The 13,021-nt window shown below is 63.9% G+C and carries 14 protein-coding genes; 9 read left to right on the forward strand and 5 right to left on the reverse strand.

Annotated features, from left to right (window positions below; genetic code table 11):
- Positions 1 to 2 precede the first annotated feature (2 nt).
- The gene (locus tag AC1DYC_RS25730) at positions 3 to 389 is read right to left on the reverse strand and encodes a VOC family protein (RefSeq protein WP_477410575.1); all 387 of its coding nucleotides are present in this window, start codon (positions 387 to 389) and stop codon (positions 3 to 5) included.
- The gene (cysS, locus tag AC1DYC_RS25735; RefSeq protein ID WP_477410576.1) at positions 386 to 1,819 is read right to left on the reverse strand and encodes a cysteine--tRNA ligase; all 1,434 of its coding nucleotides are present in this window, start codon (positions 1,817 to 1,819) and stop codon (positions 386 to 388) included. Before cysS ends, AC1DYC_RS25730 begins: the two co-directional genes overlap by 4 nt.
- Positions 1,820 to 2,211: 392 nt before the next feature.
- Here cysS and AC1DYC_RS25740 point away from each other — a divergent pair, with 392 nt between their 5' ends.
- Positions 2,212 to 2,367 carry a hypothetical protein gene (locus tag AC1DYC_RS25740; RefSeq protein WP_112560752.1) on the forward strand — a complete coding sequence of 52 codons (156 nt, stop codon included), beginning with the start codon at positions 2,212 to 2,214 and terminating at the stop codon, positions 2,365 to 2,367.
- A 138-nt stretch (positions 2,368 to 2,505) separates the two neighbouring features.
- Here the strand turns inward: AC1DYC_RS25740 and AC1DYC_RS25745 are convergent, their stop codons facing one another.
- A complete protein-coding gene (locus AC1DYC_RS25745) occupies positions 2,506 to 3,270 on the reverse strand; it encodes an SOS response-associated peptidase (RefSeq protein ID WP_477410577.1) in 765 nt (254 codons plus the stop codon).
- Positions 3,271 to 3,396: 126 nt separating this feature from the next.
- Between AC1DYC_RS25745 and AC1DYC_RS25750 the strand changes: the two genes are divergently transcribed.
- From AC1DYC_RS25750 to AC1DYC_RS25765, 4 genes are all read left to right on the forward strand, one after another.
- Complete coding sequence (locus AC1DYC_RS25750; RefSeq protein ID WP_477308584.1) at positions 3,397 to 3,822, forward strand: NUDIX hydrolase; 426 nt, start codon at positions 3,397 to 3,399, stop codon at positions 3,820 to 3,822.
- 49 nt (positions 3,823 to 3,871) lie between these two features.
- Complete coding sequence (locus AC1DYC_RS25755) at positions 3,872 to 4,243, forward strand: TIGR02301 family protein (protein WP_477308582.1); 372 nt, start codon at positions 3,872 to 3,874, stop codon at positions 4,241 to 4,243.
- Positions 4,244 to 4,576: 333 nt separating this feature from the next.
- Positions 4,577 to 4,834 carry a hypothetical protein gene (locus AC1DYC_RS25760; RefSeq protein ID WP_023673564.1) on the forward strand — a complete coding sequence of 86 codons (258 nt, stop codon included), beginning with the start codon at positions 4,577 to 4,579 and terminating at the stop codon, positions 4,832 to 4,834.
- Positions 4,835 to 4,999: 165 nt separating this feature from the next.
- Entirely contained in the window at positions 5,000 to 5,803 is an 804-nt protein-coding gene (locus tag AC1DYC_RS25765) for a hypothetical protein (protein ID WP_477410578.1), read from the forward strand.
- Positions 5,804 to 5,818: 15 nt separating this feature from the next.
- On the opposite strand, the gene AC1DYC_RS25770 is transcribed toward AC1DYC_RS25765, so the two are convergent.
- A complete protein-coding gene (locus AC1DYC_RS25770; protein ID WP_477410579.1) occupies positions 5,819 to 7,150 on the reverse strand; it encodes a dihydroorotase in 1,332 nt (443 codons plus the stop codon).
- An 82-nt stretch (positions 7,151 to 7,232) separates the two neighbouring features.
- On the opposite strand from AC1DYC_RS25770, the gene ygfZ reads away from it, so the two are divergent.
- From ygfZ to AC1DYC_RS25785, 3 genes are all read left to right on the forward strand, one after another.
- Positions 7,233 to 8,087 (forward strand): CAF17-like 4Fe-4S cluster assembly/insertion protein YgfZ, encoded by an 855-nt coding sequence (gene ygfZ, locus AC1DYC_RS25775; RefSeq protein ID WP_477410580.1) that lies wholly within the window; start codon positions 7,233 to 7,235, stop codon positions 8,085 to 8,087.
- Positions 8,087 to 8,725, forward strand: coding sequence for a YfbR-like 5'-deoxynucleotidase (locus AC1DYC_RS25780; RefSeq protein ID WP_477410581.1), 639 nt, complete (start codon positions 8,087 to 8,089; stop codon positions 8,723 to 8,725). The genes ygfZ and AC1DYC_RS25780 overlap by 1 nt, the downstream gene beginning before the upstream one ends.
- A 66-nt stretch (positions 8,726 to 8,791) precedes the next feature.
- On the forward strand, positions 8,792 to 10,930 hold the full coding sequence (locus AC1DYC_RS25785) for a putative bifunctional diguanylate cyclase/phosphodiesterase (protein WP_477308570.1): 2,139 nt from the start codon (positions 8,792 to 8,794) through the stop codon (positions 10,928 to 10,930).
- Here the strand turns inward: AC1DYC_RS25785 and AC1DYC_RS25790 are convergent.
- A complete protein-coding gene (locus AC1DYC_RS25790) occupies positions 10,899 to 11,750 on the reverse strand; it encodes an AraC family transcriptional regulator (protein WP_477410582.1) in 852 nt (283 codons plus the stop codon). The genes AC1DYC_RS25785 and AC1DYC_RS25790 overlap by 32 nt on opposite strands.
- A gap of 91 nt (positions 11,751 to 11,841) precedes the next feature.
- On the opposite strand from AC1DYC_RS25790, the gene AC1DYC_RS25795 reads away from it, so the two are divergent.
- Entirely contained in the window at positions 11,842 to 13,017 is a 1,176-nt protein-coding gene (locus tag AC1DYC_RS25795; protein WP_477410583.1) for an amidohydrolase, read from the forward strand.
- The last annotated feature ends 4 nt before the right edge of the window (positions 13,018 to 13,021 follow it).

A 13,021-nucleotide genomic window follows, 5' to 3' on the forward strand; every position in this document is an offset into this window, starting at 1 on the left:
GTTCATTCCGGGCCATGGCAGACGGCCTCGACATTGTTGCCGTCGGGATCGAAGACAAAGGCGCCGTAATAGTTCGGGTGATAATGCGGCCGCAGGCCCGGCCTGCCATTGTCCCTGCCGCCGGCGGCAAGGGCGGCGGCATGAAAGGCATCGACCTCGGCGCGGCTGCGCGCGGTGAAGGCGACATGCTGATGGGTCCGTGGTTCATCGGTGCCGGCCTGCAGCCAGAACACCGGCCGGTCGCGGCCATAACCGCCGACCTTGGCGCCACCGGTGTATTCCAGCGGCACCATGTAGATCAGCGAAGCGCCAAGCGGCGCCATCGCCTGATCGTAAAAGGCCTTCGAAGCGTCGAAATCGGCGACGTTGATGCCAAGATGGTCGATCATCTTTTTACCTCCCAGGTGGTGATTCTTTCGCCGGTGACAGGATCCTTGCCGTCCTTCAGCTGCACGCCTTGCGCCAGCAGTTCGTCGCGCACGCGATCAGCCTCGGCCCAGTTCTTCGCGGCGATCAGTTCCAGGCGCCTGGCGATGGTTTTGGCGACCGCAGCCTCGTCCACGTCAGCCGCGCCGGTATCGAAGCCGAGGAACAGCAGCGATGCCTTCAGCGAGGTTGCGGCTTCGTTGCCTTCCGCTGCCTCGCCGGCAAGCTGTGTGAGCTGCTGGAAGGCGGCGTAGGTGGCAAGGTCGTCCGACAGCGCCGCCACGATTTCGGCCGGCACTTGCCCCGCGGCCGGTGCGAGATCGGCTGCGCGTTTCCATTTGCGCAGCGTGTTCTCAGCCTCTTCCAGCTTGCGCACGGAAAAGTCGATCGGCTCGCGGTAATGCGTCATCAGCATCGCCAGCCGCAGCACCTCGCCAGGCCATTTGCGGCCGCCGAAGGTCTCGGTCTCCAGCAACTCGGCAATGGCGTAGAAATTGCCGAGGCTCTTCGACATTTTCTGGCCTTCGACCTGCAGGAAGCCGTTGTGCATCCAGACATTGGCCATGACGTCGGTGCCGTGGGCGCAGCGGGACTGCGCGATCTCGTTTTCATGATGCGGGAAGATCAGGTCGAGGCCGCCGCCGTGGATGTCGAAGACGTCGCCGAGATAGGCGGCCGACATGGCCGAGCACTCGATGTGCCAGCCCGGACGGCCCCTGCCCCAGGGGCTGTCCCAGCCGGGCTCTTCCGGTGACGACAATTTCCACAGCACGAAATCGCCGGGGTTCTTCTTGTGCGCGTCGACGGCAACGCGGGAGCCCGCCTGCTGCTCGTCGAGATTGCGCTTCGACAGCTCGCCGTAATCCGGCATCGAGGCGGTGTCGAACAAGACCTCGCCGGCCGCGACATAGGCATGGCCACGCTCGATCAGGCGCTCGATGAGGGTGATCATGTCGGCCTTGCCGTCGGCGCGGCGCGCAACGAACTCGGTGGCGCGCGGCTCGACCGTCGGCGGCAAGCAGCCGAGTGCGGCCACATCCCTATGGTACTGGTCGGCGGTCTTTTCGGTGACGCGGCGGATCGCCTCGTTGAGCGTCAGTTTTCCGGACGCAATCTCGGCGCCGAAATCACGCAGCGCGCGGGCGTTAATCTTGTCGTCGACATCTGTGATGTTGCGCACATACGTGACATCAGCCTCGCCGTAGAGGTGACGCAGCAAACGGAACAGCACGTCGAAGACGATCGCCGGCCGCGCATTGCCGATATGGGCAAAGTCGTAGACGGTCGGGCCGCAGACATACATGCGCACATTCCCAGCGTCGATCGGGACGAACGCGTCCTTCGCCCGCGTTAGCGTGTTGTAGAGGCTGAGACCCTTCGATGCGTCAGACATGCGTGCCCTTCCGGTCCGTTAAATTCTGGGTGGAGCCGTCCCTCGTGCCAAGGCACAAATCGGGCTCCAGCCTGCTGGCCGGGGCGTTTGTCCACTCTGGGGAAAGATGAGGCGAAAACGTCCGGACCAGCGCGAGGCTAGCCAATAATGCAAATGCCACAAATGGCGAAAAACGTTTTCATGGGCGGCTTTATCGCCTTGGCCGGTGTTGCCGTCAAGTCGCAACTTCCGGCAAAAGCGTCGCTGGATCACCGGTCATGAGCCAGTGAAACATTTTATTAAACATGTCGGCACAGTCATGAAACATTCGCCGGCTAGTCCACCATAGGTCACGATTCGGTCAGATTCGGCCGGCAAACGCAGACACGGAAATGTTACCAGGGAAGAGATTGATGTCACGAACCAAGCAGGAATCGAGCCGCGCCAAGCAACCGGCGCTCGCCAACCACTACCGAGCGATCGGCCCGGCCGCCATCGTCGCCGCCCTTCTGCATACCGCCAAGAAGAAGAAGCCGGCGCCGAAAATCACCTCGCCCCGCGCTGCCTGAATTGGCATCGGGTCGCCGGCCGCCGACAAGGCGCGTGCCGGCATGGAAGGCTGAGGCGCCCAAGCGCGCCTGAAAAAACGACAGCCCTTCCTAATTTGAGCAGGTTCTTCCCGAAGACTGGCTGCTCGGGATCGTGCTCTAGAACAACGTCATCTGACTGTCGTCCGCGCCGGGCTTCTGGCGCCTGACCTTCTCGGGCTCAGGCCCGACGACGCCCCTGTCCTGTATCTCTGGCCCGGTGTTGGCGACCTTGTTGACGAGGTCGGAGACCGGAATTGCCTCGAAGAAATCGGGCTGTGGGGGCCTGAGCAGATCGGCCACGTCGCGCGGCTCGAGCGTGCGGCAGTCCAGCCAGCGAGCGAAATCCTCCGGCGCGATCACCACCGGCATGCGGTCATGGATATGGGCGATGCCGGCATTGGCGTTGACGGTAAGGATAGCGCCAGTATCCATCTCCGAACCACCTGGCTCGGCATAGGTTTCGACCAGCCCGGCAAAGGCGACAAGCCCGCCATGCCTCGGCCGTATCCAGTAGGGCTGGCCCTTCTTGCCGCTACCGGATTGCTGCCACTCATAGAAGCCGGAGGCCGGAACCAGCGCACGACGATGGCGCATGGCGGCTTTGAACGAGGCCTTCTCCGCCGCCCCTTCCGAGCGCGCATTGAACAGCAGCGGAAATTCCCTGGTGTCCTTGACCCAGGTGGGGATCAGACCCCAGCGCACCAGAATCGCCTGACGATCGGGAAAATTCGAGCCCGGCATGCGCGGCGCCCCCGACAGCGCCATCAGCACCGGCTGCGTCGGCGCGATGTTGTAGCGAGCCGGAAAACCCTCCAACTCCGCCAGGCCGAGCAAGGCAGCGGTCTCGTCCGGCGTAGCCGTCAGGGCAAAGCGTCCGCACATAAAGCAAGCTCGATGAAATGATCCGATCGCGAAAGTGGCGATGGAACCGGTCTTGCGCAACCGCTAAAGCTCAATACCGTCAGGTGGTCCACAAGGGTCTGGCCTCGCACGGGCGAATCGAGATCGATGAACGAGCAGCGCAAGACACTTCCCGCAGTCTCCGTTGCCGTCGTGCGCGGCAGGACGGTGTTGTTGGTCAAGAGGGCGCGGCCGCCGTCGCAAGGGGTCTATGCCTTTCCCGGTGGCAAGGTCGAGCCTGGCGAAACGCTTGTGCAAGCAGCGGTGCGCGAATTGCTGGAGGAGACCGGGTTGCGGGCGATAGACTATCGTCCGCTTCGGGACATCCACATCGACGGCAGCGGCGAGAATCACCCGGTCGACTATCTCCTCACGGTGTTTGGCGCTGTCTATGCCGGCGGCGAGGCGACAGCCAGCGACGACGCCGAGACCGCCGCCTTCTATACGCTGGACGAAATGACCGACATGCCGCTCGCGGGCGACGTGTTTGAGGTCGCTGAGGAGCTTCTGGGCTCAAGCGGTCCCGGCATCTGAACCCAGAGAATCGCCTTGCAGGCGACAAATTGTTTCGCCAGATAGACTTATGAACCGCGCCGCGCTCTTCCTCGCCGCATGCCTCGCCGCCAGCACCGCCGTGCAGCCGGCGCTGGCCGCCGAGTCGCCATTCGAGCCCGGGCTGATGCGGCTGGCCGAGGTGCTGGGGTCGCTGCACTTCCTGCGCAATCTGTGCGGCGAAAAGGGCGACCAGTGGCGCACCGAGATGGAAAAGCTGATCGATTCGGAAAATCCCGATCCCGAGCGGCGCGCCCGCTTCATCGCCAGCTTCAATCGCGGCTACCGTTCCTTCGGCGGCACCTACACGCAGTGCACGCCGTCGGCGACCGAAGCCATCAGCCGCTACATGAAGGAAGGCGAGACGCTGACGCGCGATATCGCCTCGCGCTACGGCAACTGACCGACGCCAGACCGCGTTATAGCCAACACCTTTTCGAGCACCCCCGCCTTGTATCCACGGCACGTTGGTGCAATCTTGGTGTTGCACTTTCGCAACAGTATTAACGAAACGTTAGCGCGCGGATGTGGAATTAACTCAAACTGAAGGTTTTCATCCCGCTCACCGGTCTAATCGGCTAAGTTTGAACCGGACCGAACGCAGGCGATGAAGTTTGTCAAAGACGATCAACAAAATGTCGTATTTACAAATACTTACTTAGCCTGCGTGGAGATAGGGACAGCCCAAGCCGGATCCGACCTGTCGGACCGCCGCTTGAAAAGGGTGGACATCGCAATGGAACATGGCGTCAACGACATCGACGCGCTGGTCAGGGAAGAAAAGCGCCTGACCGCGGTGGAAAGCCATAGCGAGGCCTGGGCGGAAGGTCTGTCGGCCGGCATTGAGCCGGAAATCATCGCCGAGGCAGCACTTGAAACGGCGTTCGGCGAGATGCTGCGCGCCAATGGCGAGACCTCGGCCCTTGCCCTGCTCGATCGCATGCGTGAAAAGGTGATCGCCGGCGCTTTCGAGCCGGAGCGGTTCCGGCACTAGAGCAATTCCAGGAAAAGTGCGAAACGGTTTTCCGTCCGGAATTGGAGCGGCGCGCGTCCCTTGGACGCATAGCGGCGCCTGGCGCCATTGTTCTTTGACGAGGACGCGCCGTTTGGGCATCATGCCAGCAACCTGAAGGGGTGCAGGCGCAAGGAGAGGCAAGCGGTGAATTTTTCGATGTCAGGCCAGCCTCGCGGACTGGTCCTCAGCATCTGGCTTGCCGCTTCCTGCGCCGCGGTTCCGCTGGTACTTGTCCTGACCAACAGCCCTGCCTACGCGCTGAGCGAGATCAAGCGCGAGGAGCTTCCGGCCCCTGCTGCGCCGCCAGCCAATGGTGAGACGACGCCATCCGAAAATTCCGTGCCCATGCCCGATCTGCCCGGCACGACGCCGCCGGCGGCCAGGCAGCCGGAATCGCCCACAGAGCCTGAACAGAGCGAGCCGGAAGGGCCGACCGACGATGGCGGCGTGGCCAACCCGCGCGCCGATCCCGAAGCGCCGATACCCGAAGTCGTCTACGACCTCGCCAAATTGCCGGAGCCGGTCAGGCGCATGCACGCCCTGATGGTCGAGGCCTGCGTCAGCGGCGACATCGAGAAGCTGCGGCCACTGATCGGCACGGGCGACACCATGACCCAATTGTCGCTGGGCGAGATCGAGGGCGACCCGATCGCCTTCCTGAAGGGGCTTTCAGGCGACAAGGAAGGCCAGGAAATCCTCGCCATCATGGAAGAGGTGCTCAATGCCGGCTATGTCCATGTCGACGTCGGCACGCCGCAGGAGCTCTATGTCTGGCCGTACTTCTTCGCTTTGCCGCTGGACAAGCTCGACGCCAAACAGCGGGTTGAGCTGTTCAAGATCGTCACTGCCGGCGACTATGACGACATGAAGCAGTTCGGCGCCTACATCTTCTACCGCGTCGGCATCACGCCCGACGGGCAATGGACGTTTTTCGTCGCCGGGGATTGAGTTTTTGCCGTCAGGCTATTTTGGCAGGGCCTCGGAAAATTCCACTGCCCTGCCCTGTCCCGGCGTGACGATCTCGCCCTCCCACATGATGCGGCTGCCGCGCACCACGGTGCCGACCGGCCAGCCGGTCACTTCCTTGCCGTCATAGGGTGTCCAGCCGGCCTTGGAGCCGGCCTGCGCGTTGGTGATGGTCTCGCGGCGCTTCATGTCGACAATGGTGAAATCGGCGTCATAGCCTGCGGCGATGCGACCTTTCCGGGCCATGCCGAAGATGCGCTGCGGGCCGTGGCTGGAGAGGTCGACGAAACGCTGTAGGGTCAGCCGGCCTGAATTGACGTGGTCGAGCATGATCGGCACCAGCGTCTGCACCCCGGTCATGCCCGATGGTGAGGCCGGATAGGGCTTTGCCTTCTCGGCCAGCGTGTGCGGGGCGTGGTCGGAGCCGAGCACGTCGACAATGCCTTGCGCAATGCCGTGCCAGACGCCGTCCCGATGGCGCGCCGCCCGCACCGGCGGGTTCATCTGGATCAGCGTGCCGAGCCGGGCATAGTCGTCCGCCGCGAGCGTCAAATGGTGCGGTGTCGCCTCGCAGGTGGCGACATCCTTGTTCTGTTCGAGGAATACGATCTCTTCCGCGGTGGAGATGTGCAGGACATGGATTCGGGCGCGGGTGTTTCGCGCGATGCGCACCAGCCGCTCGGTGCAGCGCAAGGCAGCGATCTCGTCGCGCCAGACCGGATGCGATGACGGGTCGCCTTCGACACGCAGGCCAAGGCGCTCGCGCAGTCGGAACTCGTCCTCGGAATGGAAGGCGGCGCGGCGGCGGGTGTTTCTCAGGATCGAAGCAACGCCCTCGTCGTCCTCGACCAGCAGGTCGCCGGTGGACGAGCCCATGAACACTTTTATGCCGGCAGCGCCGGGCAGCCGCTCGAGTTCGCCGACGTCGCCGGCGTTCTCGCGGGTGCCGCCAACCCAGAAAGCGAAGTCGCAATGCATGCGGCCGGTGGCGCGCTTTATCTTGTCGGCAAGGGCCGCCTCGCTGGTGGTCAGCGGGTTGGTGTTGGGCATTTCGAAGACGGCGGTGACGCCACCCAGAACGGCGGCACGTGACCCTGTCTCCAGATCTTCCTTGTGCTCCAGCCCCGGCTCGCGGAAATGCACCTGGCTGTCGACGACGCCCGGCAGGATGTGCAGGCCGCGACAGTCGATCGTTTCGCCGGCCGAAGCCTGGCGGAGATCGCCTATCGCGGCGATGCGACCGTCCTTGACGCCGACATCGCGTGCGCCCTCGCCGTCATGGTTGACCACCGTGCCGCTTGTCAGGATGAGATCGTAGGTGGTTGCCATGGGCGTTCGGTCTCTTGCGGGGGGAGTGTCGTCGGCTTACGTAAAGGCCGACCGTTTTGCAAGATCAGGCTGCTTTTCACCCATGCCCTTTGCCCTGCTGAGAGACCGCGCCCTCATTTCCGTGTCAGGCCAGGATGCCGAGCATTTCTTGCAGAACATCCTCACCACCGACCTCGATACGCTGGCGGCCGGCGAGGCGAAGCCCGGCGCACTGCTGTCGCCGCAAGGCAAGATCCTGTTCGATTTCCTGATCTCGCGCGCCGGCGAGAATGGCTTCCGGCTGGAATGCCGGGCTGATGTCGCCGACGACTTCCTGCGCCGGCTGACGCTTTACAAGCTGCGCGCCAAGGTCGAGATTGCCAAGCAGGATCAATCGCTTGTGACGGTTTTATGGGGGGCTGATACAACCGCCTCACAAACTGATTCAACTTTGGATACGCGCTTCGGCCAGGTGAGTGTCAACCGCAGCTATGGCATTGCGCCCGAAGGCGGCGATCCGGCTGCGTGGCACACCCTGCGCATCGCCAACGGCATTGCCGAAAGCGGTTCCGATTATCAGCTCGGCGATGCTTTCCCACATGACGTGCTGCTCGACGAGACCGGCGGGGTCGGCTTCAAGAAGGGCTGCTATGTCGGCCAGGAAGTGGTCTCGCGCATGCAGCATCGCGGCACCGCCAGGCGGCGCGTGCTGATTGTTTCGGCCGACCATGCCTTGCCCGCGGCGAGCACGGAGCTGACGGTTGCGGGGCGGCCGGTCGGCACGCTCGGCGCGAGCGAGGGCACGAGCGGTCTCGCCATTGTCCGCATCGATCGGGTCAAGGCGGCGCTCGATGCCGGCCAGCCGATCCTGGCGGGTGACGTCGCTGTTTCGCTTGCTATTCCCTCCTGGGCAAAGTTCAGCTTTCCCAAGGACGCCGTCGGCGCGGAGGAAGTCTGATGGCCGCCGACCGGGTCGGGGCGCCGCCGCGCGCCTGGCAGCGCATGCTGTCGGGTCGGCGGCTCGATCTGCTCGACCCCTCGCCGCTCGACATCGAGATTTCCGACATCGCCCACGGGCTTGCCCGCGTCGCCCGCTGGAACGGCCAGACGCGCGGCGATCACGCGTTTTCAGTTGCCCAGCATTCGCTGCTGGTCGAGGCGCTTTTTGGCGAATTGCAACCGGACGCCACAGCCAATGCGCGGCTGGCGGCGCTGCTGCACGACGCACCGGAATATGTCATCGGCGACATGATCTCGCCGTTCAAATCGGTGATGGGCGGCTCCTACAAGGACTGCGAAACGCGCCTGCAGCGGGCCATCCACCAGCGCTTTTCGATGCCGCCGGAGCTCGGCGTCGGCCTGCGCAAGGAGATCAAGCGCGCCGACCAGATCGCTGCCTACTATGAGGCGACGCTGCTTGCCGGCTTTTCGACCGCGGAGGCAACCGAGTTCTTCGGCCGGCCGCGCGGCTTCAATGCGGACCGTTTCGATTTCACGCCGCGCTCGGTGACCTCGGCGCAGGCTGCCTTCCTCAAGCGTTATGCGACGCTCGAAAAGCAGCGCCAGGCAACGGTTGCTGTGCATTCGGCGCAGTGAACATACGCTAAATTAACCAGCGGTAACCACAGTACCGGGTTCGATCACGGCCAGCAGGTACGCCTCATGTCCGTTGCGCACGTCAAGGGTGGTTCGCCCGTCCGCAGACGGGGAGCCGGAGGCGTCGCCGCGCCACGGCAGATCGCCGACGAATTGCGCCACCAGAACGAGCGCTTTTCGGCGGCCGTCGAGAACATGTCGCATGGGCTGTGCATGTTCGATGCCGACGAGCGGATGATCATCTGCAACGGCAACTATCTCAGCATCTTCTCCCTCGATGCGAAGATCGTGCGGCCCGGCATCCCGTTCCTGGACATTCTCCAACACAGCGTCGACATCGGCGTCGCCTCGCAGAGCGCCGCAGACCTCTATGCCATCCGCAAGCCCTATATCGAGCGCGCGCAAGCCTCGACCTATGAGGAAGTCCTGTCGGACGGCCGTATCATCTCCATCACGCACCGGCCGCTGGCCTTGGGCGGCTGGGTGTCGATCTATGAGGACATCACCGAGCAAAGACGGGCCGAGCAGGAATTGAAGGAGCAGCACCGTCGCTTCGATGCGGCCTTGGCCAACATGTCGCAAGGCCTGCTGATGTATGACGCCGACGGCACGCTGATCGTGCGCAACCAGCGCTTCTTCGACCTCTACAACGTCACGCCCAGCGACTTCCCGCTCGGCATGAGCCATCGCGCCCTGCTCGAACAGATGGTGCGCCTGCGCATCTATCCGTCGATCGACATTGACGGCGAGATCTCCAAGACCAGGGCCAGCCTGCAGGCCGGCGAAACGCGTTCGACCAACCGCAGCCTTGCCGACGGCCGGACGCTGCTGATTGCGCGCCGGCCGCTTGCCGGCGGCGGTTGGGTGGCGACCTTCGAAGACATCACCGAGCGCCGGCGCGCCGAAGAGCGCATGAGCCACCTTGCCCACTACGACACGCTGACCGACCTGCCCAATCGGTCGATGTTCCGCGAACGGCTCGACCAGGCGCTTGGCGAAATCCCTGCTACTCCGCTGGCGATCTTCTCGCTCGACCTCGATCGCTTCAAGGCCGTCAACGACACCTGGGGACACCCGGCCGGCGACTGGCTGCTGAAATGCGTGGCCGAACGGCTGCGGCACAGCCTGCGCAGCGACACCGATGTGGTCGCCCGCCTCGGCGGCGACGAGTTCGCCATCCTGCAATTCAATCCCAAAGGTGCCACCGATGCGGAACAACTGGCAAAGCGCATCGTCGCTGTCGTCAGCCAGCCGTTTCGCGACAAGGGACGCGACATGCATGTCGGCATCAGCCTTGGCATCGCGCTGTATCCCGGTGACGGCAAGGACGCCGACACGCTGTTGAAGAATGCCGACATGGCGCTCTACAGGGGCAAGAGCGAGGGCCGCAACGTCTACCGCTTTTTCGAACCCGGCATGGATGCCCTGGTGCGGGAGCGCCGGGCGCTCGAAACCGATCTCGAGACGGCACTGAAGCGGCAGGAATTCGTCCTGGACTTCCAGCCGATCACCAACATCGCGTCGGGCGAAATCGTCGGCGCCGAAGCATTGATGCGGTGGAATTCGCCGACACGCGGCCTGGTGGCGCCCGACGATTTCATCGCCGCCGCCGAAGACAGCGGACTGATCGTTCCGCTGGGCGAATGGGCGCTGAAACAAGCCTGCAGCGTGGCCGCCGGCTGGCCGCCCGAAATGCGCATCGCCGTTAACGTCTCGGCCGTGCAGATCAGAAGCGCCGACTTTGCCCGCAGCGTGATTTCGGCGCTGGCCGTTTCCGGCGTGCCGGCCAGGCGGCTTGAGCTGGAGATCACCGAAACCGTGCTGATGGATGAGAGCAAGACGGTGCTGAAGACGCTGAGGCAGCTGCGCGAACTTGGCGTCCGCATTGCCCTCGACGATTTCGGCACCGGCTATTCGTCGCTTGGCTATCTCAGGCGGTTCCCCGTCGACAAGATCAAGATCGACCGCTCCTTCATCCATGACATCGACAACCGGGATACGGCGGCGATCGTGCGCACGATCATCGGGCTTGGCGCCGAACTTGGCATCACCGTCACCGCCGAAGGCGTCGAGACCGAAGCGCAGCTCGAAATATTGCGCAAGGCTGGCTGCGTCGAGGCGCAGGGCTTTCTGATCGGCGTGCCGTCAAAGGCGGCCGACATGGCTCGGCTGCTCAAGTCGAGGGCAGCGTCCCGGCCCGCCTGAACATCCCCGGCGACATCCCATGCGCCGCGCGGAAGGTGCGTGACAGATGGCTCTGGTCTGAGAAGCCGGCCGCAAAAGCTGCATCGGCGAGATCCGAACCGCTCTGGATCAGGACATTGGCGCGGCGCAGCCTGCGGTCGCGGATGAAGGCCGCAGGGGTAAGACCCAGGACCTTCCTGAAATCCCGGATAACCTGAAAGCGCGTCACGCCTGCGACTTCGGCCAGCCGCCGCAAATCGAGGTCCGAGTTTAGATGGTCCTTGATGACCTGTTCATAGACCCGGAGCCGGCTTTTCGATCCGAAGCTTTCGACCGCCTCGCGCCGACAGCCGCCCCAATCGCCGTGGCGCAGGATGAGCTTGCGCAAGGCGATCAGCATGGATGTCTCGGCACTCGTCGCATCGCCTGATGATGTCGAGGCCTGGTGTGCGGCGGCCACCGCCTGGACGAGATCGGCATCATCGACGATCGATTGCGAAAACAGTGGCGCGCGATCCTGCCCGAGTTCTCCCGCGATCGCGCCCATGAGTGTGGTCGAGGGATAGAAGGTGCGATAGGCCCAACCCTGCTCGGCGCCAGCTTCGCCGTCGTGCCACACCTCCGGATTGACGAGGAGGACCGTGCCCGAGGGCGCGACAACGGTCTCGTTGCCGATGCGGACACGCTCGCAGCCTTGCGTGATCAGGGCGACGACATAGGTCGGGTGCGTGTGCAACTGGTAGCGATGCCGCGTGAAACGCGCCTTGAGCATGCCAAGATCGCGAAAGCGCGGATGACGCCAGAACTGCGTTGTCTCCTGCGGCTCTTGAATTCCCGACACGGTCAATCCTGTTCAAGACGCTGCCGGCGCAAACCCTTTAGGTGCTGGCATCGACAAGGCCGAATTTACGACGGCCGGCAAGGAGAGCGCAATGCTGTACAACGACCCCGTCGCCGCCCTCACCCCGCAGGTGGTTGAATGGCGGCACCACATCCATGCCAATCCCGAGCTCGGCTTCGGCGAGTACGAGACCGCGCGCTTTGTTGCCGACAGACTGCGCGCCTTCGGGCTCGACGAAATCCATGAAGGCATAGGCGGTACCGGCGTTGTCGGCGTCCTCAGGGGACGGCCGGGGACACGCGCGATCGGGCTCAGGGCCGAACTCGATGCCTTGCCTGTGCTGGAGAAGACCGGATTGGCCTACGCCTCAAAAAAGGACGGCGTGATGCATGCCTGCGGCCATGACGGCCACACTGCGATGCTGCTGGGCGCCGCCAAGCTGCTCGCCGACAGCAGAGCCTTCGACGGCACCGTCTGCTTCATCTTCCAGCCGGCGGAGGAGAATGAAGGCGGCAGCATGCGGATGATCGAGGATGGGCTTTTCGAGCGCTTCCCGGTGGAAGCCGTCTACGCCGTCCACAACTGGCCAGGACTGCCGCTTGGCACGATCGCGGCCCGTGCCGGTGCGATGATGGCGGCCGTCGACACTTTCGAACTGAGTTTCGAGGGAACCGGCGCGCATGCCGCCATGCCGCAGCTTGGCGACGACCCCATCCTTGCAGCCGGCGCCTTCGTTCAGGCCGTGCAGCGCGTCGTCAGCCGCTCTGTCGACCCGCAGACGGCGCTGGTCGTCTCGATCACCCAGATCCATGGCGGCAATGTCGGCAACATCGTGCCGGGCAAGGTTTGGCTGCAAGGCACCTGCCGCTTCTTCGAGTCCGCTTTGTCGGATCATTGCGAAAGACTGATCGGCGACATAGCGCAAGGGGTTGCGTCGGCGCATGCCCTGACCGCCAAGCTCGTCTACAAGAAGGGTTACCCACCGCTGGTGAATACACCAGCCGCGACAGCCCAAGCCGTCCAGGCGGCCACCGCCGTCGTCGGGAGCGAGCAGGTCGAGACCGCGTTCAACCCGAGCCTCGGCTGCGAGGATTTCGCCTACATGGTCCGCGAAGCCGGCGGCTGCTATGCGTGGATCGGCACCGGCGCGGTCGGCCCGGGCGAAGGGCTGCATGGCGATCGCTATGTCTTCAACGACGCCATCGTTCCCACCGTGCTTCGCTATTTCGTCACCCTCGTCGAGCAGACGCTGGCGAAGACAGGCTGAACGC

This window comes from Mesorhizobium sp. P2_E7, assembly GCF_056403855.1.

Excerpts from the sequence above, each read along its gene's own strand:
- AC1DYC_RS25785 (WP_477308570.1), top strand. The coding sequence starts at position 8,792 with ATGTCCGTTGCGCACGTCAAGGGTGGTTCGCCCGTCCGCAGACGGGGA.
- AC1DYC_RS25780 (WP_477410581.1), top strand. The coding sequence starts at position 8,087 with ATGGCCGCCGACCGGGTCGGGGCGCCGCCGCGCGCCTGGCAGCGCATG.
- AC1DYC_RS25745 (WP_477410577.1), bottom strand. The coding sequence starts at position 3,270 with ATGTGCGGACGCTTTGCCCTGACGGCTACGCCGGACGAGACCGCTGCC.
- cysS (WP_477410576.1), bottom strand. The coding sequence starts at position 1,819 with ATGTCTGACGCATCGAAGGGTCTCAGCCTCTACAACACGCTAACGCGG.
- AC1DYC_RS25760 (WP_023673564.1), top strand. The coding sequence starts at position 4,577 with ATGGAACATGGCGTCAACGACATCGACGCGCTGGTCAGGGAAGAAAAG.
- AC1DYC_RS25730 (WP_477410575.1), bottom strand. The coding sequence starts at position 389 with ATGATCGACCATCTTGGCATCAACGTCGCCGATTTCGACGCTTCGAAG.
- AC1DYC_RS25770 (WP_477410579.1), bottom strand. The coding sequence starts at position 7,150 with ATGGCAACCACCTACGATCTCATCCTGACAAGCGGCACGGTGGTCAAC.
- ygfZ (WP_477410580.1), top strand. The coding sequence starts at position 7,233 with ATGCCCTTTGCCCTGCTGAGAGACCGCGCCCTCATTTCCGTGTCAGGC.
- AC1DYC_RS25740 (WP_112560752.1), top strand. The coding sequence starts at position 2,212 with ATGTCACGAACCAAGCAGGAATCGAGCCGCGCCAAGCAACCGGCGCTC.
- AC1DYC_RS25755 (WP_477308582.1), top strand. The coding sequence starts at position 3,872 with ATGAACCGCGCCGCGCTCTTCCTCGCCGCATGCCTCGCCGCCAGCACC.
- AC1DYC_RS25795 (WP_477410583.1), top strand. The coding sequence starts at position 11,842 with ATGCTGTACAACGACCCCGTCGCCGCCCTCACCCCGCAGGTGGTTGAA.
- AC1DYC_RS25750 (WP_477308584.1), top strand. The coding sequence starts at position 3,397 with ATGAACGAGCAGCGCAAGACACTTCCCGCAGTCTCCGTTGCCGTCGTG.